Origin of the sequence: Gluconobacter sp. (genome assembly GCF_047723935.1) — a bacterium.
Taxonomy (GTDB): domain Bacteria; phylum Pseudomonadota; class Alphaproteobacteria; order Acetobacterales; family Acetobacteraceae; genus Gluconobacter.
Genome location: NZ_JBDOBO010000019.1, coordinates 14796 through 35030 on the forward strand (window position 1 = coordinate 14796; position 20235 = coordinate 35030).

The window sequence follows — 20235 nt, forward strand, 5'->3', positions numbered from 1 at the left end:
CCGAACAGGTCCGCTCCCACTTCACACCCGTTCCCTGGACAGACAGCGCCAGAGCTATTCTGGCAGCATTCGACATGACCTAACCCAAGGCCTTTTCCCACCCTTCCGTGCGTGCCGGTAGCCGCGCGGCTTCCCTTTCTCGATGTGCGACAACAGTAAAGACCCATGACGATCTGGCTCGATATCGACGATCTGCTCACCTACCTGACCCACCATAACCGGCCCAGCGGTATCCAGCGCGTCGTTTATGAACTTTCGAACGCGCTCGATGAACTGGGCGGCGATGGAATCCAGTTTGTTCGCAGGGGGGAAAACGACCGTGATCTGCAAATCATTGAATGGTCTTTCATGCAGAACCTGTTCCGGAATATCACCACCCAGGCCCAACCGCGCCCCTCACAAACAGCGCAAAAGAATACGGGACAGGACAGACCCTCACGCCGAACTTCGACGAAGCTGAATGCCCGCCCCGCACCACCACCCTTGTCCTTCGCAGCCATTGACGACATTCCCGAGGCTGCGGGGCTGCAACAGGCTCTCCGGCTTCAAAAAACCATCCTCGGCCAAGTACTGCGGCTACCGGCTTCGGTCCTGCGTATCAGTGCACGCGCTACCGAACGTCATATCCACCAGCAGCAGGATTCCTGGCAGAGGAAACGGGCCGCATGGGCAAGTCGGTGGCGGCATCTGAACCAGTCCGACCCGGTTATGCCCACGGTTATTCTCCCGACTGGTCGGAGGTTTGAACACGTTGCACAACCCGGAGATATATTCCTGACCCTTGGCGCGCCATGGCACCGGAGGGACTACGACAGGCTCGTCCGCTGGCTGCGCGATGACCTGCGCATGTCTTATGGCCTCCTGATGTATGACCTCGTGCCAGTCCGTTGCCCCGAATGGTGTAATCGGGACATGATCCTTGCCTATACGGAATGGCATGAAAACATCCTGCCCCTGGCCGATGTCATTTTTGTCATCAGCAAGGCCACGGCTGCGGACGTGCAGTCCTATTTGACGGAACAGGACATCGGCACATCCATCACCGTCCAGCCCATTCCGCTTGGCACTGGCTTCGGCCTCGCCGACATACCCGTCGCCACCGAGCCTCTCGTGAATGGGTCCTACGTCCTGTTCGTCTCCACCCTCGAGGCCCGCAAGAACCATGCCCTGCTCTTCCGCGTCTGGCGCAGACTCCTCGAAGACCTGCCCGAAGACCAGGTTCCTACCCTCGTCTTTGCTGGGCGGGAGGGATGGCTCGTCTCCGATCTCATGCAACAGCTTGAAAACGCCCGCTGGCTCAACGGCAAGATCCGCTTCATCCAGAACCCTACCGACGCCGAACTCCGCCGCCTCTACGCCGACTGCAGCTTTACCGTCTTTCCCTCTTTCTTCGAAGGCTGGGGCCTGCCCGTGACAGAAAGTCTGAGCATGGGGCGACCCTGCGTGGCATCCGGCACGACGTCCATCCCCGAGGCCGGCGGCAGCCTCGCCCGCTATTTCAATCCCCGAGACACCAACGACGCCTACCGTCTCATCTATGACACCATCACAAACCAGACCGCCCTCGGCGAATGGACCGAACAGGTCCGCTCCCACTTCACACCCGTTCCCTGGACAGACAGCGCCAGAGCCATTCTGGCAGCATTCGACAGACTCATATGATTGTGCCCGAACAGCTTTGCGTCGTCACAGACCCAGGTAATGGCCGTCATGGCAAGCAAATTGTCTGACACACGGGCAATGCGACACCCACTTCAGATCCGTTGAAGGCTTCGAAAAAACAATCTGGCTTTGCGCTGTTGGCCGTGTGTCAATTCTTTCTGCGTTAATTATGGCGTAGAATTTTTCTCTGAGAACCGGAGCGGATAGGCGTAAGGATAAAAAAGGAGTCGTTTGATGCATAATTTAACTAAGGATGAACTGTTCGTACTCGGTAATATTTTTATGGCTTGTGAAGCCGAGGCTGGTTGGGCAGGAACGACATAAAGTACGAATAATCTAGTTGCTTAAGGTTTGACTGAGAAAAGTCCGTCGCGAGGCTTTTGCCGATTAACATTTTTTGGGATTACAGGTCGCCAAAGATGGCCGAGAGCCCTCGAAATCAGAACTACAATGATATAATTAAATAAAAAAATATTATCGTAATTCGAAGTCAAGCTAAATAGAGCAAGTTTTCCCTGATTTTCAGACACCGGGTCGCGTTGACAAAATGCTCTGCCCCGAGTCTTTTAGTGGCGAGGTTTAGGAAACTTATGAAAGACAGGGCGGTTTTGTCGTAGCGGGTTGCGATGCGGCGCATTTGCTTGAGCATGTTGAACATCTCCTCGAGGCGGTTGCGGCCCCTGTAACACCGCCAGTCTGTTGTCCGTGGAACGCCGCGGCCTTTTCATGAAGGGATGACCGGCAGTATCCTATGGATCAGCAGGTCTCCTGGCGGAAACTGTCGCTGTCATAACCTCGACCGATCAGCATGGCCCGGGGGTTTGGAGCCGGAAGGACTATTAGGGCATCTGTGGCTGTATGGCCCGAGATCTGGCCTTCGGTAAGGATAAGCCAAGAAGGTGTCCCTGATTGTCGCATCGGGTGTGAATTTTGCTCGTAAAGCCGCCGGTGACCCGCCATAATCTCCGCATGACCCCCTTTTTGCGCCCGTAGCCTGTGAATAGGCATGAACCACGGTACCATCGACCATATGCTGCCAGCATCGGTCAGCCCAAGCTCTACCAGGGTTTGCAGCAGAGCATTCCACACGCCCTGTTCAGCCCAACGGCGAAACAGGACATAAAGCGAGTTCCATTTGCCATAGCGCTCATACATGTCCCACCACGGACAACCGACGCGTAGAACCTGCAGCATACCATTGCAAAACCGGCGGTTATCTCCCCCCTAGACGGGCTCAACGTTCGCGTTCAGGAGGCAGGAGCGGACCAATAACCGCCCATTCCTGATCCGTCAGACCGCCTCATGCCATGCCTGTTCTCTCTGTCCCTATATCCCACATACACAAAATGAATCAGATCTCACGCTGATCCTATAAACTTGTGTCACCAAGGCCTAAGTGTTTAGTCTTGGGGTTTGATGGTGTGGTATCTTCACGTGAGTGAAATGAAGCCTTAGGGGACAGATGTGTCATAGCAGCGCCACGGTCACGCCTGCCGAACATGTAATGAGACAAGCCCAAACGACAGCGTTTCAAACGCACTCCCATCGGCTTTTTCCACATCAGAAGTCCAGACCGCCAAAGGCAAGCTTATCCCTTGGGGTCATGATCGGACAAGCAAGTTTGCCGTCACACAACTGATCGAGAAAGCTGATCGGAAGACGGCTCGGGAATTCCTCGAACATCGTTCGACAAAACCCAATCGTCCATGGATCAATGGTCAGGTTGAACGGTTGAATCGGACTCTCAAAGAGGCAATCGTCAAACGCGTCCATTACGAGAGCCGTAAGCAGTTGAAGATCCATCGCAACGACTTCATGGTGGCTTATAGGCTCAGGACACTGAGTGGTCTCACGCCTTACGAATATCTCTGCAAAGTCTGGACTTCAAAATCAGAAAAACTCATCATCAATCCATAAACCCCGGGTCTAAATAGCTAGGATAACGCGCTCCACTAGAAGACATCCCCGTTTGCAAAAGCCAGCATGATCTTTTTCATTAGTCACGTTCTCCAGATGTTCGGAGTTCGACTACAAAATCATAAAGATCTGCGCGATAGCATGAGAATGTTACCTCGAGTATGCGCCCATCAGCGAGGAAGGACCGTCGTTCGATTTCGAGTATGGCGCTCGGTTGCGCAAGATGTAGCAGGTCTGCTTCCTGCACCGAGGCCATTCTGGCGCGAATGCGCTGAAGCGCGCGGACTGGTAACAGGCCTTGCTCTTTCAAAGCCGCATAAAATGAATCTTTGACCAATTCGGGAGATGCCAGATCCCTTCGAGAAATAACGGCAGTCTCGATGGCTAGTGGTTCTCCATCTGCGGTTCTGATCCGCTTGAGGCGAAGCACGGGTGTGCCTGGGGCCATACCCATTGCCATTGCTTCGTCGGGGCTAGCCCCAGCCATACGCTTACCTAGCCAGATCGAACCGGGTTCATAGCCTCTCGCCCGCATATCTTCGGAAAAGCCCATCAAGGCAGACAGGGGTTGGTGGATGCGGCGGGTGACAAAGGTTCCGGCGCCGGGACGTTGGGTTAGAAGTCCCGCATTTACCAGTTGCGCCAAGGATTTGCGGACGGTCACTCGTGAAACGCCGGTGAACTCTGCAATTTCCCGCTCCGGCGGAACGGCATCTCCCCCCCTCAGGGCTCCGCTATCAATCAATTCTCGTAATTGTTCTGCCAGTTGCAGGTAGAGGGGTTTGCGGTCTGCCGGATTAGGCGTCAGTGCAGCGAACAGCTTTTGCGAACTCATCCCATGCATGAAAATTACTCGTGTTCCTGGCGAGACGTAAGAGCAGCGCGCAAATTGCCCTCATGGGCAGCAAGAGCACTTTCGGCTTCGTCAATTGTCATGCCGGACCGAACAAGCACTGCTCGCTTGACGTTTTGACCGCTCATTGCAAGTGCTTCAGCGATTTCTGCTGAAGTTCCACCGGCTAACAATTGCACCATCTGTGCTGCTCGTCTTTCCAGTTTTGCATTGACGACCCGCATGTCTACCATCTGCCCCCTATAGCAATGACCCATCTGAATCATGAGTGTGGTGGACAGAAGGTTTAAAGCTGCTTTTTGTGCCGTCCCAGCCTTCAGGCGCGTTGATCCGGCAATAACTTCGGGGCCGGTGACGATACTGAGACCCATCTCTGCCTCCCTGAGCAGCCGGCCTTCCGGATTAGAGCTTATTCCGACAGTCAGTGAGCCTGCTTCTCGCGCTGCGGCAATAGCAGCACAGGTATACGGTGTCATGCCGCTGGCCGCGATCCCTAGAACAACATCGTTGGTCTCGGGGGTACGAGACAATATTTCGGCGCGAGCCATATCTTCACGGTCTTCCGCTCCTTCGACAGCTTCGAAAAGCGCTTTGGTGCCTCCAGCCAACATCAGAACCAGACGCTCAGGATCCCACCCAAACGTGGGTGTGAGTTCTACACCGTCCTGAAGGCCGACACGCCCAGACGTACCGGCGCCCACATAAAAAAGACGCCCCCCTGCCTGTAGCCGAGGAAGCGCCGCCGCTACAATCTTCGCAATTTGCGGGACGGACGTTTTAACAACTGCAGTTGCAGACATCTGAGCTTCAGCAAGCGCATCCAGAATGGAACTGGCTGGCCAAAGGTCAATGTCCACATAACGGGGATCCTGAGATTCTGTGCCTGAGGAAGCTTGTGACACAAAAGCATTTTGGTCCTTAAGGGCCATAATTATCAGTCCTTTGAAGCGTCGGGAGCATACGATGAGGGTCGAAATATTCCCTCTGTAAGCACCATTGAAATAGATCCTGGAATAAACATCAGGATAATGCCTAACGGAACTAACCAGGGGAAAGCCACGTGCCAGTTATAATACTGTAGTGCACCCATCATGACTGCCATGCCTGTCAAGGAAATGGAAAACCCCGTTAAAGCATCCTTCAAGCGTGCTGATGGGTATAACATTCCAAACAGAAAGGCGCCTAGCGTCGGTCCATAAGACCACCCTGCGATTGTTAAGCCCAAAATTACAGCCGATTGTTGACTCCCTGTGAACCACAGTGCGGCTATCACAAGAGCACTACTGCAAAGCAGTGTTAGTACTCTTGGTGCAAATAGCGGCCCCTGCCCTAGCTTCAAGCGTGTTTGGCACTGCTGAAGCACCTGTCCCGGTAATGGGCCGAAATCAGTTAAAATAGCGCTCGCCATTGCGTTTAGGGTTGAAGATAGTGATCCCATCGTCGCACTGAGTACGCCTGCAAGAAGCAAGCCTCCCAATCCGGCCGGCAATCCCGAGACAATAAAAGTCGGAAAGAGGTCGTCTGGAGAGTGTAGCCCCAGAGACATCAGCGAAGTGCCCCCGTTGCGTATCCATAGCTGCACTCCGATCAGTGACAAGGCTCCGAACAGGAACGCGATAACAAAGGCACTTCCCATCAATGCAAAGCGCGCATCTCTCAAGCTTCGTGCGGCAAGAAGGCGCTGAACCATGAGTTGGTCAGTTCCGTGAGACGCAACGGAGAGAATAGCCCCTCCTACTAACGCCGCTAATAGCGTAAAGGGATCAGACAGCATGTTGTCCATATTTATATGATGAAAAGGTGCCAGGTGACCTGATCTCCAAGCTGTCGACCAACCTTCAGGAGAGATCTCATTATTCAGCAGTATGACACAAATGACTGCGCCAAAAAAATAAATGCAGAGCTGAATAGTATCCGACCATACGACCGCTCGGAGGCCACCCAGCATCGTATAGGTCATCGTAAATACCATGATGAGGCCCAGGACCCAGATGCGGTTCATGGTAATCCCGTCGTGATTAAGCATCCACATGATTGGAATGAGGCCTGCTGATAAACGTACACCTTCTGCAAGCAACCGTGTTATCAAAAAGGCCGCTGAGGCTGCCCGCTGCAGTCCAGATCCAAAGCGATGCCCTAGATACTGGTAGGCACTTGTCATGCGGCCCTGAGTATACAGTGGCAAAAACCATATGGTGACAATCAAGCGGCCAATAAAATATCCTGCCGCGAGCCCCAGAAACACCATACCGCTTCCATAACTTACTCCCGGAATACTGATGAATGTCAGGGTTGAGGTCTCGGTGGCGACCAAGGACAGGCAGATCGCCCACCATGGAAGATCATGAGCGGCTGAGAGGAAATCTCCGGGAGACTTCTTTCGGCGTGAAAGCGTGATAGCCAGAACAGGCAGCGCAATGAAATAAGCACAGATTACAGCAATATCGGCAAACTGCATGAATGTTCCCTCATAGGCCTCAACTGCCATCGAATCTTAATAATACCAAAAAGATACCTGATAATTCGCTCCTTCCCTTCGCCTCAGATATGGAAACACGCATTCAGGCTCTACTTTAAATCTCTGTTTGAAATTGCACATGCGATGGATGAGCGCTTGGGACAGTCCTGCACTATTTCCAGAGCGCTCATTTTCTCGCGTGTTTCAAAATCCAGAGGAGACCGAGACTATTCCTGCAAATCCGCCCGCGACGTTGTACGTTGGTGCACTGGCGGCGATCGCTGTGCCATACACGCCTGTTGTGGCATGAGCATTTGTTGCAACAGAATACGTCGAAGAGAGGTAGCCCTTGTTGCCAAGCCCAAGATTGACCAAATTCAGCTGAATTTGTGGGCGATGAAGGAAACCAACAGAATTAAATCTGTAGCCGAAATTCATATTCAGGGTTTCGTATGCTGGCATCTTCTCATCGTTCATGAAGGTTGAATATTGACTTCCAACATAATTGAACAGAAGACCACCAAATGCATTACCATTATCGTACAGGATACCAACTGAGGCTGTAAGTTCTGGCGTATTGACAGCCATTTTTCCTTTTGTTCTCAGATAATCACCGCTAGATGCTCTCAGGTTATTATCGATCGTCGCGTGAATATACTGCCCTGAGATGTAGGGACTGAAGTGATGCCAAGGTTTGAGGCCCAATTCAATCGTGGCGCCACGAGAAGTTTGCCCGCCCCCATTGATGGAGGAACTGACGCGCGTTCCACCGACCATTTCCGTGGTGGAGACCTGACGGTTCGTAAAGTTGTAATTAAATAAAGCCACGTTGACGTTTACAAAGCCATGATGGCGATATCCAAGCTCTTCAGAAATTGCGTACTCTGGCTTTAGATTCTGAGCGTGACCACGCGTTTGTTTGCCAGTGGAGACGCTGATAAAATCAGCGTAACTTGGCCATCCTGCGGGTTCAGCAAAGCCGGTTGTTCCGTTAACGAAAATCTGGTCATTAGGTGTGATCTGGTAACTTGCCATCACTTGAGGAAGCGGCACGGCGTCGCTATTGCCATTTCTGTATGATGGTAGTCCGGGCATGATTTGAGTAAGTTGTCTCGTAATCATACTCTCTTTGAACGCGGCAGAGAGTTTTAGGCGGTCATTCAGCGCACTATATTCATCGACAATATAGGCCGTATTGGTCTGCTGCATGAAGTTAATATTGTAACTGTGCAGGACATCGCCCGATGCAGAAACAACCGGGTATTTTCCAGACATGCTGGCGATACTACCATTCGCATCTGCAGCGGCATATGTTGCGGCTTCGGGCTGCGCAAAATATGCGTACCAGTATCCGACCGTTAGGGTATTGTGACCATGTTTCCATGACAACGAAGCATTGAGCCCAGCATTATTTTCTTTGAACGTGTCCGTAATCGAAACGGGGAAAGAACCGTTATAGGATGGGGATACGTTCAGGTTCCCGGCTGGAATGTTTCCGTAATAGCTGCCAGTGTTGCTCAGACTGCTACCGACGTCTCCATACCCATCGGAATGCATGTAATAAGGGGTCAGGTGAGCAGTTAGTTGATGTCCCAAGTCAAAATGCATCGGAGCGCCGATCGTGATGGCGTTTCGAACGTTCTGCTGGAAACGGTAATAATTGGCGCTGCCTGGGATATAGTCCTTTTCCCAGTTAAAATTGGTACCATACTGCTTCCATTGAGTCAGTGTTGGGAAGCGCGGATAGAAACTGGTCGTGGTGTTGTATGAAACCAGTAGTTCCGCTCCGCTATGTCCCCACTCTTTTACGGTCTTGTTGTCCATATGATAGCGGGTTGTGTAGCCCGGACCACGCCAGTCTTCTGCATGCGTATGGGAAAAAGACGCATAGGATCGGATGCCGGTATGTCCGATTTCTCCGGTATCTATCCGAAAAAATTCACGGTCCAGGCTGTAGGACCCGCCGCTGAAGTCGGCATAGCCACCAGCATGATCTGAAGGCATTCGTAGAGTCTGTGTCAGTTCGCCACCTACAGCATTATACAACGGAGATGTAGGTGAAGCTGAGCCTTGCGTCAGGTCTACGCGAGCCAGGTTTTCGTTATCTACGTTCTGCGTTGTGTAAAGCTTGTAATTCGACGGGTCCGCAGCAGGAATTCCGTCCATCAGATAGCCAATTTCAGTTTGTGCCATCCCTCGAACCGTAAGGTTGATGCGTTGATCATCCAACCCCAACGGATCATTCCGCCCTACGGCCACGCCCGGCATGCTAGCAATCATGGAGGCCGTATTCTGTGTGGGCGGCTGATGCGCAATGAAGTCTCGAGTGAAGGCGCTCCGGGCCTTTGGCACAGTCTGCGGCGGCATCATGCCCGCTCCCGCAGAATGCCCGCTTGCTCCATCAGGAGCATTATTGGCTGTAACCTTCACTTCTTCAGCTTCACCTGAAGCTGAAATTGATTTTTCTTTTTTGTTTTCTGGTGCCGTTGGCGATGTAGATTTTGCCTCTACAGAAGCTGTAGCCCAAACAGCGCACCCCACCCCTAGCATAAGAACCCTACGATACCGCATCACCGCTCCCCTGCCCATTTCTGGTTGAGATGATCAAACCATCAGTAATACCTTTGTAATACCTATTAATTTCGATTGTAAACCGATTCTCATATCGGTACCGGAATACATTACGTGTCGGTCTAAAAATAACGGGTTTTGAAGTTCCTACATAAAAGTGGATAGGTCATGATGGGGCGATCTGTAGTCGAACGGAGCCATCATTCGGGGCTTCATACTATCGAGTGCTGACGTTTAACGCGTAGTGTGAACGTCGTCGAAGCAAAAAAAATTCCGTATTTATTTCATTGCTTTGGAATAATCGTGCGTCGGTTTTTGAATTGGAGATTTTATATCGGTCAGCTATTTCAGATGGCCTGCCTTACCAAAAGGGGCTGAGACAAAAGCGAAACGACGATGCTCGCACGCGGCCAAATGATCCTTCATTCACGTCGATTAGGGCACGGATGTCATTCATGTATGTGTTGGCCGTTGTCGCTCCTTCGTGACTCTTTTCTCTCAAACCATTCACGACCTTTATTGGGTGTTAAACGTCCGGTCATAAGCCTTTCCAAGGATGACTCTATTTCTTCCCTATTTGGCTAGAAAATAATGAAATGAAACAGCCTGGTTTCCTTGAGATTGGGGATCATTCCACATGCTCCGGGAAATTTTACTCTAATTGTTCAAAGTGTGTCTTTACGACCCCCTCCCCCTCAGGGTAGGGAATGAGCATGGCACATGAAACGCACCCTCTCCTTAAGCCCCGTCTGAAGCAGGCTCATGGGCATATCGTCAAAGTTATTGAGATGATGGAAGCAGGAAGATCCTGTTCCGACCTTGCTCAGCAACTTGCAGCCATTGAGAGTACCATTCGCGGCGCGAAGCGCCTGCTTGTGCAGGACCATCTTGAACATTGCATTGTTGATGCCGTGGCCGAGGGCAAGATGAGCCGTGAGGACGCTATTCAGGAATTTTCCTTCCTTGTGAAATATTTTTGAGGAACAGGACGAGTGCGCGTCTCAGCACAGCTGCGTTTCCTGAAACCTCGGGAAATTGCTTTGGCCTGTCTGTTGTCTGTCAGCTGGGCTTCACATGTATCGGCGGCAGATGATGTTATTATCCCGCTTCACACTGCGTTAGGTGCAGCTTGGGACAACGACCCGGTCCGACGCGAATTGGCAACCAACGCTCAGTCTGCCGATGCAAGGGCAGCCGCAGCCAAGTCCTGGTTTGCGGGAGGTCCAATCCTGACTGCAAGCTATAGTGACGATCGGGCCTCGGGGACCAATCTGGGGTACATCACATGGCAAGGCGGTGTGTCTGTTCCTCTTTGGTTGCCCGGCCAGGGGAGCGCAACTGAGCATTTGGCGCAGGCGGATGCCAAAGCTGCCTTGGCCAAGGTTGAAGTGGAACGCATGGCGATTGCGGTGCGGGTTCTGGAACAAAGTGGTGCAGCTATTCTGGCCGATCGGCGCGTCATTGCCGCGCATATGCTTGTGCGATCCATGGAGCATATTGCGTCTCTAACGTCCCAGTCGAAAGCTCAGGGCGAGACAACGGGCGTTGAAATGCAAGCGGTCAACGCACAACTTGCAGATACCCGATCAGAATTGGCGCAGGCCGAAGAAAATCAGACGCGAACCCGTGCAGAACTTCTGTCTCTCTTGGGGATTCCTGGCCTTCCTGATATTCTTTCCGCACAGGCTCCATGGCTTGCTCGAATTCCTGTCGGTAACCTTCAGGCGCTGGAAAATCTTGATCCTCGCATACAGTCTGCCCACCGTGCTGTAATGGCTGCGGAAGCAGACATGCATCTGGCCCGTTCCAGCTTCATGCCTAATCCCGAAGTTGGCATAGATGCAATTGATCAGGGGCAGTATGGCAGCCCTTGGGCCACGCAGGTGGGGGTGAATGTTCGTGTCCCGCTTCCGAGTGACGTGACGCATACGCCTCTTCTTTCTGCGGCTCAAAACCGGCTCGCCGCTGCTACCCGCACTGAGATAGAAGCACGACGCGCGGTCCACACCGAATTGGTTCAGGTCATGGCACGTGTGACGGCAGCCCGAGAAATGCTGACACAATCCCAGATGAGTGCCTCTCAGACCATGAAGCGCGCAGACGCAATGGAGCGATCCTGGCGTCTCGGCGAAACTTCGTTGATTGAAGCACTTCGTGCCAGAACGGACGCTTGGCGCGCCCTTCTTACCCTCAATCAGGCTGAAGTCGCCTGGCACAGTGCCATTGTGCGCATCTGTATTTCCACAGGGAAACTCCCTTGAACACTAAATGGTTTTTGACGGTTTGCCTGTTCGGCATGATGTCCGTAACGTGTCACGCGGCAGTTCCTTCCTGGCTCAAGCCCGTCACCATGAGCGCGGCAGCGCACCAAAGCGAGAATGTGTCAGTAGTCCCGGTCAGGTACGGAGAACTGCACGCGCGTCTTCCTGCAATGGCCAGTGTCATGGCCAATTCGACCCATTCGGTCATGATCAGGCCCGCGGGAAGTGGCAAGGTAACGGAGGTGTTGGTCACGCCCGGGGAGCGCGTCCACAAAGGACAGGTTCTGCTCACATATACCGATCACTCCTTGCATGAACTCTATCTTGAGCAAGGCCAGACAAATGCGGCGCTCAGTTCTGCGCTGGCTGCTGTTTCGGAAGCCGAGAAGGCCTATCAGCGCGGTCGCTCCCTGAGCGGGACAACCGTCTCCTCCGGAGAAGTCCAACGCCGTCTTGCGATGCTTCAGCAGGCACAGGCCACTCTGGCAGCAAAGCGAACCGACAGTGAAACCATAAAGCACCGTTTGGAAGAAGAATTCACATCAGCGACTGAGAATATTGGGCACGGTGAAGATTCCCGGCTGATTTCTCCCATTGATGGTGTTGTTCAGAACGTCAGTATTGGCGTGGCTGATGATATTACGAGCGGTGACGTCGTGGCGACCGTAACAGATCTTTCCTCTGTCTGGATTGTTGCAAGTATCCGGCCGGAAGATGCGCAGGATCTTGTTATTGGTGGACAGTTTTCCGTACGTCGTTCAGGTCATGCGAACCAGCCTCCGCTTTCCGCCCGCATCAGCACAATCAATGATGCTGCCGACGCTGATACAGGCCTCCTTCGGGTTATCGGTACATTTGACAAACCGGCTGCCAATCTCAGGCCCGGAACAATGCTCGACGCCACACTTGAAACAATGCACGGTGCCAAAGGGCTTATTGTTCCCACTGCCGCCATACAGCAGCTCGACGGACACGATCTCGTCTACACATTGTCAGAGGGCACGGTATTCCAGCCTCATGAAGTGCGCATAGTCCTGTCAACGGATGATGAGGCCGTTGTTCTGAGTGACCTGTCTCCTGACAGTAAGGTCGTTAGCAGCGGCAGCTTTGCACTTAAAAGTGCAGCAGTCTTTTCAGATTCGAGCGGCGACTGAGACATGCTGGCGTTTATCCAGAAAAATACCTTTCTTTTATTCTGTCTTGTTGGTGCTCTTTTGGCCGGCAGCCTTCTGACCATTCCCGGCCTTCCCGTTGAGCCGGTACCAGACATTTCCCCCAAGCAGGTCATGGTCTCTGTCACAGCCCCGGGGCTCGCGACGGAAGAAGTCGAAAAACTCATTACCTTCCCACTTGAAACCAGCCTGACAGGGATACCAGGCGTGACGGACCTTCGGTCTGTCTCCCGTACGGGTGTATCTGCTGTTTACCTGCAATTCTCGGATGCGACAGATATTGACCTGGACCGAACGCGGGTCAGTCAGCGCCTGCAACAGGCACGGGATACGATCTCGGTTCCCGGAACATCCATCACGATGGGGCCACTCGCCACCGGTATGGGCGAAATCATGCAGATTCAGATCCTTGGGGCTAGTTATTCCCTAACGGATCTCAATCGGATCATGACCTGGACCGTCGTGCCTCAGCTGAAACTCGTGCCGGGTGTGGTTGATGTCAATGTTAATGGTGGCGCGGAAGAGACTTTTGAACTCACGCTCGATCCGTCCAGAATGGTGGCGTATGGCGTTTCCATCAGTGACATTGATCAGGCCATTGAGACCAACAACGCGTCCTCCGGCGGAGGATGGATTGCGCATCATGATGAACAACAGGTCATTGTCGCTCGTGCGCGTGTGACAGGTCTTGAGGCGTTTGGTCTGATCCCCGTCAAGATGGGCCCCCGTGGGCACGTCATTCGGATCCGCGACATGGGTAAAGTCGAGATTGGTTCTCGCACCCGATTAGGCGCTGTAACGCGTGATGGTCAGGGTGAGATCGTCAATGGTGTCATTCTGATGCAGAATGGTGCCAGTTCGAATGCAACTCTGGCCGCGATCAATGCAGCTCTTCCCGCGATCCGGCAGTCTCTTCCATCCGGTGTTAAACTCGATCCATTTTATACGCGCGCAACCCTGACGTCTGAAACAATCGGGACCGTCAAGGAAAACCTTCTGATAGGCGCCATTCTCGTCATTGGTGTTCTGATTGTCGTTTTGGGAGACTGGAGGGCCGCATTCGTTATCGCGTCCGTCATTCCGGCGGCTCTGATCTTTGCCATGGCTGGTATGCGGTGGTTTGGCGTGTCTGCCAATCTGTTGAGCCTCGGAGCCATAGATTTTGGCATGATCGTGGACAGTTCACTCGTTGTTGTGGAGCATCTTCTGGCAACGCGGAATCAAGCCAACAGCAAAAACGACTTTAGAACACTTGCCTACAAAGCCCTGCTGAGCGTTATCCGTCCTGTCAGTTTCGCGATTTTCATCATTATTATCGTCTATCTCCCGATCCTGACCCTGCAGGGGATTGAAGGGAAAATGTTCCGGCCCATGGCGCAGACAGTCATCATGGCGCTGATTGCCTCTCTCCTTTACTGCATTGTCTGCATCCCTACCCTCGCCGCTCTAGTCATGCGGTTTGGTCTCATTGATCGGGAAACGCGGTTCGTGCGATTTGTACGTCGTTATTACGAGCCAGTTCTTACCTGGAGCGAGCGTCATGCAAAACTGCTGATCGGTATTACACTCGCGACGTTTGCCGTGGCATTGCTACTGGCCTCCAGGATGGGGGGGGAATTTGTTCCTCAACTTGATGAGGGAGCGCTCCTTGTCAATTCTCTGAGGCTCCCGAGCGCCTCTCTGGATACCGTTCTTCGAAGCGTAACAGAGGAAGAACGGATCCTCAAAAATTTCCCCGATGTTGCTACTGTCGTCAGCAATACCGGCACGTCAGCGATCCCGACTGACCCCATGGGAACAGCTGAAACAGATACGTTCGTGTTTTTGAAACCTCGATCTGAGTGGACGACAGCAAAGACGGAAGCAGGGCTGGTCAAAGAGATGAGTGCTGCCCTTGCTGAACACCTGCCGGACGCAGAGTACTCGTGGACACAGCCTATCCAGATGCGAATGGACGATCTCTTGTCTGGCGTAAGGACACAGCTCGCAATTTCAATTTATGGAGATAATCTGGAGACGCTATCACGGCTCGCCAATACGACAATCAGGGCAATCAACAGTATTCCGGGTGCGGCAGATGTGAACTCCGCTAGTGAAGGCACAATATCCTACATGCATGTTGATGTAGATCGGGATTCAGCCGCTCGCCTGGGGGTGAATGTATCAGATATTCTTCAGACTGTAGAGGCGATTGGTGGCCATACCGGGACGTTCATTACGCTGGAAAATGCCATCATTCCTGCTCAGGTCCAGTTTGCAGGTGATGCTGTCAAATCCATGGATCGGATTGGCCGCCTTCAGATACGGCGTGCGGATGGCAGGGGTTGGGTTCTACTCAACGAAGTTGCTCATATCTCGCTGATTAATGGCACCTCCCGTATTGATCGGGACAGTCTGCGCAGGCGCATCATCGTTCAGGCCAATGTTCGCGGTCGCGACGTCGCAAGTTTTGTGAAGGAGGCACAGACTGCTGTTAAAAAACAGGTCGCTTTGCCGCCAGGATATCGGATGGCTTGGTCGGGTCAGTTTCGCAATCTGCAATCGGCAAGCCGACGGTTGAGTATTGTCGTGCCCATCGCTCTAGCGCTCATTTTCATATTACTTGTGGCCGCTCTTTCCTCCCTTGGTACCGCAGCTCTGGTGTTTGCGAACTTGCCTATGGCCGCTACAGGGGGAATCTTGGCGCTTGCCATGCGGGGAATGCCCTTCAGTATCGCGGCTGGTATTGGTTTCATCGCTTTGTTTGGCGTCGCCATTCTTAATGGAGTGGTTCTGGTCTCGCAGATCCGGACCTATCGTGAAGAAGGCATGGAGGCCGCTCAAGCGGCGTTCGAAGCAGCACGGGTTCGGCTCCGTCCTGTTATTGCGACAGCGTCTGTAGCGAGCCTCGGATTTTTTCCGATGGCGTTCTCCGGAAGCGCTGGGGCTGAAGTGGAACGGCCACTTGCGACTGTGGTTATTGGAGGGTTGATCTCTTCAACTTTGCTCACGCTCTTGGTTCTCCCCTCCCTTTACGCCTTCTTTTTCAGTCGGCATTCAGGGGCAAGAAAACGTCTGTCTGCTTCCTGAGGTGCCCAAGATTAAAAGGCTTTCTTTGGTCTCTGCAATTGAATCTGGCCCAGTAATGTTATGGGGAAGAGACTAAAAATTTTTTCCCAGACCCTTGGACCGATCTCCAGAGTATTAAAAGACCGTACTGTATTATGACCGATACCAGTGGCAGAACAACAAAACCTGTGGTGACCCATATCGCTGTGTTCTGGTTTATCACAAGGGCAGATGCATCATAACGTCCGTATGACAAACAGAACGCCAGAACAAACCCTGTGACGCCCATGGAGACTTTTGAAATCAGTGTGTTGATAGAATAAGCCAGACCAGCGGCTCCTGTACCATCGACAGCACGGCCGTTATCAATGGCGGTGGCAAGAAAAACGTATGAGATAGGGGACATTAGTCCCTGTCCTAAGGCCAGCGCAACGAAAGCAATGAAAAATCCTGGCAACCATGCTCCGGAAAGAAGCATGGCTGCATAAGCGACGCCTTGGAGCGCAGTCGCCATGGTGGCTGTCTTCATAATCCCTAAGCGACGCGCGCTAATCGGGCAGCATGATGCCCCTATAAAACTGCAGACACTTGCAAGCGTCAGAACCGCTCCGCCCAAGCCATCTGTTCCGCCGAGAACGCATTTCACATAGTAAATGGCAAATCCATACAGGGCAGCAATGACGATGAATTGCTGGAAAACGATTGCGTTGCAAATCAGCCAAAGCTTGTTTTTGAATAATAATTTCAGTGTCTTACGTATGTCATGTCGTGCGGGCATGGTTGGATAACGTGCGACACAATTTTTGGCGACCACTCGCCACAGAATAATTCCCAAGAAAGACAACAACAGGACGAATATTGTAATTCCTCGTTGCCGGTGAGCCATGCTGTTTCCTCCTCCAAGCCACGTGATGGCTGGAATGGTCAATGCGGCAATACAGAACTGCCCAACCTGACAACCCATCATTCTGAAAGAATTCAGATCCACTCGCTCTTTTGCAGATTTGGTCATCATAGGGGCTAGTGCGCCGTACGGGGTGTTGATGCAGGAATAAACAGCCCCAAATATAATATAGGTTCCCCCGGCCCACAGTATTTTTCCTGTTGGGGAAAGCGGAAATGGCATGAAGCAGAAGAAATCAGCAATACCAAGTGGAATTGCCAGATTGCGGATCAGAGGCCGAATAAAGAGGCCGCCTTTTCGATCCACAACCCAGCCAATTGCCGGGTCGCAGAACGCATCGAACACGCGCGCGAAAAGCAGAATCCAGGCGACAGACGCAGCCGGAATACCGTAGATATCAGTGTAGTAGAACATTAAGTACGCTGACGTCAGACCCCACATCAGATTGGAAGACAGGTCTCCGCAACCATAGGCCAGTTTCTCACGACGAGAGAGTTCGTTTGGCTGGCCTGTCATCGCTACTCTCCACTGGCGGAATGAATTTGAACGTCGTATCGAGCTACTCTTTAGAGGCGCCCTGCCTTTAACTCTGTGGCAAGATGCTCACAGGCACGAATACTTAGTGCCATGACTGTCAACGTCGTTCCGAGCGATCCTCCTGTCGGAAAACTGGATGCATCCGTGACATATACATTGGGGACTTCCCAGCATTGTCCATATGAATTCAGGTACGACGTTGCAGGGTCAGTCCCCATTCTTGCCCCGCCACTTTCATGAATGGCAGCACCCATTATCAGACTTTTTGGAAACATTTTTCGCATAAACCACCGGATCGGCCAGGGATGGTCTGGATACATGCCCGCGCCTTTCTGCCCCAGGCCCAGTGGGGAGGCCCAGAAATCCACCAGCCCGCCACCACTTTCTATCATGTCCGCACTATCCTGAATCTGGCGTTCCAGCATCGCGCGCTCATTGGTGTGAAGACCGCAACTGATATGTGGGAGAGGAATGCCCCAGCGGTCTTTACGGGAGGCATTCAGAGTAATCCGATTGTCTTCATACGGAAGCATCTCGCCGAAACCCATGAGGGTAACGGGCAGATATCCCTGAGCATCCGGACCAGCATAACGACCAATCGACCCCTGATAAGTGTAGCCACCAGAGAAAGACGCGTCCCGGTGATTTCCAATGTTCGCATATCGCGGCACATATATGCCGCCAGTGGGGCCAAACAGAGGATGCTGGGGCAGTGTTTCCGGTAAGCCTTCACGCACTGTAGCGGGCCAGCGTCCAAACATCAGATTTGCACATTGATCCATAAAATATCGGCCCAGCACGTCTGAACTGTTTCCAAGCCCTGAAGGATGTCGTGAACTACGCGAGTTCAAAAGCAACCTGACGCTTTCAATGGGGGATGCACAAACTACAACAGCTTTCGCAGCAACGGTGCGGCGTTTGCGTGTTCGGCGATGGATAAAGGTTACACCCGTCGCCTTTCCACTGACGGGATCGGTTTCAATCCGCTCAACGATCGCTTCAGATTGAAGCGTTGTGCGTCCGGTTGCGAGGGCGGCGTCCAAAGCGGCCGGCAATGGCGAACTGTTATAACGGTTGAAGCGCCATGCCACTGTATGGCGATCTGTCCAGCGTGCTTTTACTGCGGCTCGAAACCCTCTTTCCTCTGGTGTCAAGATTGCAGGCTCAGCCATAATGCCGTCAGGAGCAGTGTTTACCCCGTCATTATTTCCGCAAATTCCAAGAAATCGCTCTACTTTTTCATAGAAGGGGATCAAGTCGGCGTATGACAGTGGCCAGTCCTCGGTTCCCGTTCCGGAGCTTCGCCCTTTGAAGTCTGCGTCAGACCAACGGAACAGGACACGCCCAAAGACATGCAGTCGGCCACCTGTCTGCTTCCCGCGGATCCAGAGGAATGGTCGGCCCTTGGGGGTCGTATAGCCGTGTGCCCAATCATTGACGAAAAGGTGCCTGAGTTGCTCTTTGAAAAAGGCGACGCGGGCTTGAATCGGCTGCCCCAAAAGCGTTGCCTTCACGCGAGGGAAAAGGGCTGTATGAGCCCAGTTTCGACCGGCACGCGGCTCGACATCAGACTGCTTAAGCCGTTGTCCCGCCTCAAGGACCAGCACTGATAACCCCTGCTCTGCAAGTTCTTTCGCTGCAAAGCTTCCTGCGGCCCCGGATCCCACAACAATCACATCATATGTGGCCTCTTTCATACACAGGGCCTCTCTGCATGGCCATATATGCTCTCAATGAACCTGGCACCACTGTCCAGGACTTCTGCAGGATGGGCGCAAGAATCCATTTCCAGAATGGGGCCACATTTCAAAGGCGCCTTTTCCAAGAGAGTCGCAAGCTTTGGAAAATTGACACTGCCCTGCCCTATAGGGCGGAAATACGGGCGATGCTGAGCGTAAATGGTCTCATCGATTGTAATTGTAAGCGGCATTATACCCGAAGCGTCCTTCCAGTGCATTGCCACTACGCGCTCAAGATGACGATCCAGTAATTTGACCGGATCGCCGCCTTCAATGGTGACATGCGCTGGGTCCAGACAAAGAGAAACATAGCGTGGGTCAGTCAGGAGCATGAACAGATCTACATCCCGAGGGGCGCAGAAGACGGAGTTTGCCTCTGTATGCAAAGCCAGAGTTACACCTGCACGTGCAGTTACTGCACCCATTTGATTTAACAAATCCGCCATGGGTTGAGCGAGTGCCATATCGACGAATTGGACTGGCTCCGCAAGCCATGTTGTTCGGCACGGAAGGCCAATGACCAGTATCTTCCCTCCTACGGAAGCGAGAAATTCTGCCGCTGCAGCCACCGCCTTCAAAATTTTTGGTTCTGCTGAACGGTGCTCTGACAACGGGATGCGGTCAAGATCCGCAAAGAAACTCGACCAAATCTCCAGATTTCTGGTTTTGAGTTCGCGGATCAGATTTTCTCTGGAGCCAAAAGCGTGCAGTGCAGTCTCCCAATTAAAGGGAGGGAATGTTAGTTCTATTCCGCTGACGCCAGTGCCGGAGAGCGTATCCAGAATTTTTGTCCAGAAAAAGCGAGGGTCTTTCTCTGCAAGAAGTTGAATTTGTTCTTCGGAAGATACTCCCCAGAATTCGGGATTATAGAACGTAATCAGATCAGTTCCCGTTTCCATGCAGGCTCCTTCCGTCATCTCTCTCTTCCCGGCCGGAAGCGAGGTATTTGCACATGAGATTCATTTTATTATGAAGAAGAAACGGATGGCGTGCAATCGTTTGCCAAAAGAGGCGCAAACCCGTTCTGCTGCACGGCAGGACGCTTACTGTGTCCTATAAAGATGTCAGAAACTCTTGGCTCGCATGTTGAGTCAGGCAATTTTCACGAATGGT

The 20235-nt window shown here is 52.5% G+C and carries 12 protein-coding genes and 2 pseudogenes; 6 read left to right on the forward strand and 8 right to left on the reverse strand.

Annotated elements, in window-relative coordinates; translation table 11 throughout:
• Positions 1-165: 165 nt before the first annotated feature.
• Positions 166-1662 (forward strand): glycosyltransferase family 4 protein, encoded by a 1497-nt coding sequence (locus ABF979_RS08730; RefSeq protein ID WP_415559185.1) that lies wholly within the window; start codon positions 166-168, stop codon positions 1660-1662.
• A gap of 756 nt (positions 1663-2418) precedes the next feature.
• Here the strand turns inward: ABF979_RS08730 and ABF979_RS08735 are convergent.
• Positions 2419-2868, reverse strand: a pseudogene (locus tag ABF979_RS08735) (transposase); the annotation flags it as partial.
• 302 nt (positions 2869-3170) lie between these two features.
• Here ABF979_RS08735 and ABF979_RS08740 point away from each other — a divergent pair.
• Positions 3171-3579: pseudogene (locus ABF979_RS08740) on the forward strand (IS481 family transposase); the annotation flags it as partial.
• Positions 3580-3658: 79 nt separating this feature from the next.
• Here the strand turns inward: ABF979_RS08740 and ABF979_RS08745 are convergent.
• The 4 genes from ABF979_RS08745 to ABF979_RS08760 form a co-directional block, all read right to left on the reverse strand.
• Entirely contained in the window at positions 3659-4423 is a 765-nt protein-coding gene (locus ABF979_RS08745) for a GntR family transcriptional regulator (RefSeq protein ID WP_415559187.1), read from the reverse strand.
• Positions 4424-4428: 5 nt separating this feature from the next.
• The gene (locus tag ABF979_RS08750) at positions 4429-5361 is read right to left on the reverse strand and encodes an N-acetylmuramic acid 6-phosphate etherase (protein WP_415559189.1); all 933 of its coding nucleotides are present in this window, start codon (positions 5359-5361) and stop codon (positions 4429-4431) included.
• A 5-nt stretch (positions 5362-5366) separates the two neighbouring features.
• The gene (locus ABF979_RS08755) at positions 5367-6890 is read right to left on the reverse strand and encodes a sodium:solute symporter (protein WP_415559191.1); all 1524 of its coding nucleotides are present in this window, start codon (positions 6888-6890) and stop codon (positions 5367-5369) included.
• Positions 6891-7094: 204 nt separating this feature from the next.
• Positions 7095-9320 (reverse strand): TonB-dependent receptor, encoded by a 2226-nt coding sequence (locus tag ABF979_RS08760; protein ID WP_415559193.1) that lies wholly within the window; start codon positions 9318-9320, stop codon positions 7095-7097.
• An 854-nt stretch (positions 9321-10174) separates the two neighbouring features.
• Between ABF979_RS08760 and ABF979_RS08765 the strand changes: the two genes are divergently transcribed.
• Genes ABF979_RS08765 through ABF979_RS08780 form a run of 4 tightly spaced genes read left to right on the forward strand, consistent with a single transcriptional unit; the run spans position 10175 to position 15963 of the window.
• The gene (locus tag ABF979_RS08765) at positions 10175-10441 is read left to right on the forward strand and encodes a metal-sensing transcriptional repressor (RefSeq protein ID WP_202207823.1); all 267 of its coding nucleotides are present in this window, start codon (positions 10175-10177) and stop codon (positions 10439-10441) included.
• 12 nt (positions 10442-10453) lie between these two features.
• Positions 10454-11722 carry a TolC family protein gene (locus ABF979_RS08770; RefSeq protein WP_415559195.1) on the forward strand — a complete coding sequence of 423 codons (1269 nt, stop codon included), beginning with the start codon at positions 10454-10456 and terminating at the stop codon, positions 11720-11722.
• Positions 11719-12876, forward strand: a complete 1158-nt coding sequence (locus ABF979_RS08775) for an efflux RND transporter periplasmic adaptor subunit (protein WP_415559197.1) — start codon at positions 11719-11721, stop codon at positions 12874-12876. Before ABF979_RS08770 ends, ABF979_RS08775 begins: the two co-directional genes overlap by 4 nt.
• Before the next feature lie 3 nt (positions 12877-12879).
• Positions 12880-15963, forward strand: a complete 3084-nt coding sequence (locus ABF979_RS08780; protein ID WP_415559199.1) for an efflux RND transporter permease subunit — start codon at positions 12880-12882, stop codon at positions 15961-15963.
• A gap of 58 nt (positions 15964-16021) precedes the next feature.
• On the opposite strand, the gene ABF979_RS08785 is transcribed toward ABF979_RS08780, so the two are convergent.
• Genes ABF979_RS08785 through ABF979_RS08795 form a run of 3 tightly spaced genes read right to left on the reverse strand, consistent with a single transcriptional unit; the run spans position 16022 to position 20021 of the window.
• Positions 16022-17362: an MFS transporter gene (locus ABF979_RS08785; RefSeq protein WP_415559201.1), complete on the reverse strand. Its 1341-nt coding sequence runs from the start codon at positions 17360-17362 to the stop codon at positions 16022-16024.
• Positions 17363-17412: 50 nt separating this feature from the next.
• The gene (locus tag ABF979_RS08790; RefSeq protein WP_415559203.1) at positions 17413-19080 is read right to left on the reverse strand and encodes an FAD-dependent oxidoreductase; all 1668 of its coding nucleotides are present in this window, start codon (positions 19078-19080) and stop codon (positions 17413-17415) included.
• Positions 19077-20021, reverse strand: coding sequence for a sugar phosphate isomerase/epimerase family protein (locus ABF979_RS08795; RefSeq protein WP_415559205.1), 945 nt, complete (start codon positions 20019-20021; stop codon positions 19077-19079). Before ABF979_RS08795 ends, ABF979_RS08790 begins: the two co-directional genes overlap by 4 nt.
• Between the last annotated feature and the right edge of the window lie 214 nt (positions 20022-20235).

Bases quoted from the DNA above. Each gene is read 5' to 3' on its own strand.
- ABF979_RS08730 (WP_415559185.1), top strand. From the start codon at position 166: ATGACGATCTGGCTCGATATCGACGATCTGCTCACCTACCTGACCCAC.
- ABF979_RS08790 (WP_415559203.1), bottom strand. From the start codon at position 19,080: ATGAAAGAGGCCACATATGATGTGATTGTTGTGGGATCCGGGGCCGCA.
- ABF979_RS08750 (WP_415559189.1), bottom strand. From the start codon at position 5,361: ATGGCCCTTAAGGACCAAAATGCTTTTGTGTCACAAGCTTCCTCAGGC.
- ABF979_RS08785 (WP_415559201.1), bottom strand. From the start codon at position 17,362: ATGACAGGCCAGCCAAACGAACTCTCTCGTCGTGAGAAACTGGCCTAT.
- ABF979_RS08765 (WP_202207823.1), top strand. From the start codon at position 10,175: ATGGCACATGAAACGCACCCTCTCCTTAAGCCCCGTCTGAAGCAGGCT.
- ABF979_RS08745 (WP_415559187.1), bottom strand. From the start codon at position 4,423: ATGCATGGGATGAGTTCGCAAAAGCTGTTCGCTGCACTGACGCCTAAT.
- ABF979_RS08795 (WP_415559205.1), bottom strand. From the start codon at position 20,021: ATGGAAACGGGAACTGATCTGATTACGTTCTATAATCCCGAATTCTGG.
- ABF979_RS08755 (WP_415559191.1), bottom strand. From the start codon at position 6,890: ATGCAGTTTGCCGATATTGCTGTAATCTGTGCTTATTTCATTGCGCTG.
- ABF979_RS08780 (WP_415559199.1), top strand. From the start codon at position 12,880: ATGCTGGCGTTTATCCAGAAAAATACCTTTCTTTTATTCTGTCTTGTT.